Here is a 3,201-nt window from a genome sequence, read left to right on the forward strand (position 1 = left end):
GCAACGCTCAGAGCAGACGCCCTCTGGGCCGCACCGGATAACGCCGGACAGCCGGCAGGTTTGATTCCCGTGTATACCACCGGTCTGATGCTCTCCGCGGCGCGGAGCAACCAGGTTCCCACGCAGCGCGTGGGAACGAGAAATTGTTTCAGCAGTGATTATCATTCGGTTGCCCTGCCCCCAATCTGCCTGGCCGGACGGGCCCGCATCGGATAAGCTCTCCGCACCGAATGGGGAGACCGGGAGCAAGCGCCATGTCCGCTATTCTATTGATCCAAGACGACGCCTGCGAGCTCTTTGCCGGCGACACGCCGATCGGTACCCGCCGAGTGCTGGATGCAGAGGCGTCCGCATGGCTCATGAACCTCATCTCGCGCTACGGACCCTTGGAAGCACGCCCGGACCCGGCCGCGGCGATCCGCATCGGCCGCGACCTCTACGCCTGGCTCGACGGCGACCAACACCAGCTGACCCGGCTGTTGGAGAGCGCCTCCCGCCCCCTGATACTGAGCATCCATTGCCCGCGCCGGGAGCCGAGCCCCGCCGAGTGGGCCCTGCTGCAAGCGCCCTGGGAGCTGGTGGCCGATGAGCGGGGCCATCTGGCCGCCGACGCCCTCCTGCAGTACAGCCCCCAGCGCCGCCTGGGCCCGCTCGGGAAGCCGCCGCCGGACCAGGACCAGTACCGGCTCGGCCTGGCCTTTATGGCCGCGGCGCCCCAGGATACCTCGGAGCTCGCCTATGAGGCCGAGGAGACGGCCATCCTCGACGCCGTGGGTGACACCAATCTGGACCTGCTGGTCGACGAGAGCGGCGCGGCCGCGGCCCTGGGACGGCGACTGAGCGAGGTCGGCGGCCTGCCCGTGCTGCACCTGTCCTGTCACGGCGATAACAACTGGCGGGACCGGCCGGACCAGGACCCGAGACCCGTCCTGCTCCTCGAAGACGACGCCGGCGCCCTGCTCGCCACCGACGCCGCGACCTTGCTGGGTACTCTGCGGCCGGCTATGCCCCGCCTCTTGTTCCTGTCCGCCTGCCGCAGCGCGGCGACGGCCGGTCACAGGCCCGATCCGGGGGCCGGGCTGCCGCCTGCGCCCGGCAGCAAAAAGTCCGACCATGACCCAGCTCCCAAGGTAGCACAAGCGCCGGTGCACTCCCTCACCAGCGCCCTGATCCAGGCCGGGCTGCCCGCCGTCATCGGCTGGGACGGCACGGTCGCGGACACCGCCGCCATCCGGTTCGCGGCCACCCTCTATCAAAGGCTCGCCGAGCGTGAAGCCCTGGCCCTGGCGGTTGCCGAGGCCCGCCGCGCGCTGCTCGATGCCGACCAGGAGCAGATCCGGAGCGACTGGCACCTGGCGCGGCTGTGGCTCGGCAGCGACGCGGACGGCGCCGCCCCGCTGGTGACTGGCCGTCGCAAGCGCTCCCTGTTGCCCGCCAGCCATATCTCGAAGACCTTCCTCGGCAAGGAGGTCCCGGTGGCCTCCCATGAGATGTTCGTCGGCCGGCGCCGGGAGCTCCAACATGCCCTGCGCAGCCTGGACGCGGGTCGCCACGCCGGCCTCATCCTCACCGGCATGGGGCGGCTGGGTAAATCCAGCCTGGCCGCACGCATCGCCAACCGCCGCCGCGACGACTATGCACTGGCCGTGCTCCACGGCCGCTTCGGCCCTCAAGCTCTGCTCGATGAGCTCGAGGCGGCCCTCCACAGCTTCCCGACCGCCCGCGCGCTCCTGCAAGACGGGCAACAGAAGGTCCGCGCCGCGGCGCAGCAGGGAGCAGAGGAGTCCCTGGTCGCCCTCAGGAATCTGCTGACCGACTTGTTGCACGGCCCCTGCCAACAGCAAGACGAGACCGGACCGGCACTGCTGCTGGTCCTGGACGACTTCGAGCAACTGCTGGAAGAGGCCGCCGGTGCCCGCCCGGTCGCCGCCCGTTACGCCGGCCTGGTCGCAACCATCCTCCGGGCCTTCGAGCCGACCGCCACCGACAGCCGGCTGCTGATTACCAGCCGCTTCCCGTTCCGGCTGGCGGTGGGTGGTCAGGATCTAGCCGAGCGGCTCGACCGCCTCGAGCTCACCAGCTTTGGGGAAACCGCCGAGCGCAAGCTCGTACTGCGCCACCAGACCATGGCCGATGGATTGGACCTGCCCGACCTGGAAGAGCGCGAGAAGCTATTGGCGCGGGCCCAGACCGCGGCGCGCGGCAACCCGGGGCTGTTGGATCTACTGATCGCCCGCCTGTTGCTCAATCCCGCCGTGCCCCTGGCCGAGGCCGCGGCGGCCCTGGGTGAGATGGAGGCCTACCTGACCGGCGGCGGACTGCCGGAGGCCGAGCAGTTGCGCCGGCTGCTGGAGAACATCGCCGTACAGACCCTGCTCGGGCTGGCCGACAAGGCCGGCAGTGCGACCCTGCTGCGGGCCATGACCCGGTTCCGACTGCCGGTGCCGCAAGCGGTCACCGCAGCGCTCGCCACGGAGAGCGGGGGCCGGATACAGGACCTGAGCGACCTGGCCCTGCTGGAGCCGGGCGCAGATCCGGTACGGCCGGACCTAGCCGGGGTGCGCATCAGCCCGCTGGCCGCAGGCCGCCTAGCGCCGCTCACGGCGGCAGAGCAGGGGCGATTCGCCGCCATTGCGGTCGGGCCCCTGTTCGAGGCCTGGGGCGGCGAAACAGGATGGCGCCCCACCCTGGCCGACTTGCAGCTCGCCGAGCTCGCCCTGGCCGCGGAGAACCCGTCGATCGCCGCTGCCTGCGGTGCCGGCGCCGTCCGGGCCCTGGAAGCGGACAGCTACGACAAGGCGGCGGGGCTCGGGAAGGACCTGATTGGCCTGCTGGAAGCTACCGCGCATCCCATTCCCTGGCGGCTTTACGCCGATGCCGCCCGCGTGACCAGCGGCGCCGGGGACGGCAAGACCGCCGATGACCTCTTGGAACAGGGTATCGCGGCCTTGGAGGCGGCGGAAGAGACTGCCGATCCGGACGCACTGCCCCTGCTCGACGAATACGCCCACAGGCTGTACCGGCGCGGCGAGCTCGATGAGGCCCTGCGCATCCGCACCCAAGAACAGCTGCCGGTCTATGAGCGCCTCGGCGACGTGCGGTCCAAGGCGGTGACCCAGGGCCGGATCGCCGACATCCTCCAGGCCCGCGGCCAGCTCGATGAGGCCCTGCGCATCCGCACCCAAGAAGAGCTGCCGGTCT

The 3,201-nt window shown here is 70.6% G+C and carries 2 protein-coding genes; both read left to right on the top strand.

The features are described 5' to 3' along the window. Nucleotides 1-216: hypothetical protein (locus BQ17_RS22865; RefSeq protein WP_218068309.1), on the top strand; the 216-nt coding region annotated here is incomplete at its 5' end. 38 nt (nucleotides 217-254) lie between these two features. Further along, nucleotides 255-3,201: CHAT domain-containing protein (locus tag BQ17_RS15940; protein ID WP_089728715.1), on the top strand; the 2,947-nt coding region annotated here is incomplete at its 3' end.

Source organism: Candidatus Thiosymbion oneisti (assembly GCF_900092655.1).
Classification (GTDB): domain Bacteria; phylum Pseudomonadota; class Gammaproteobacteria; order Chromatiales; family Chromatiaceae; genus Thiosymbion; species Thiosymbion oneisti.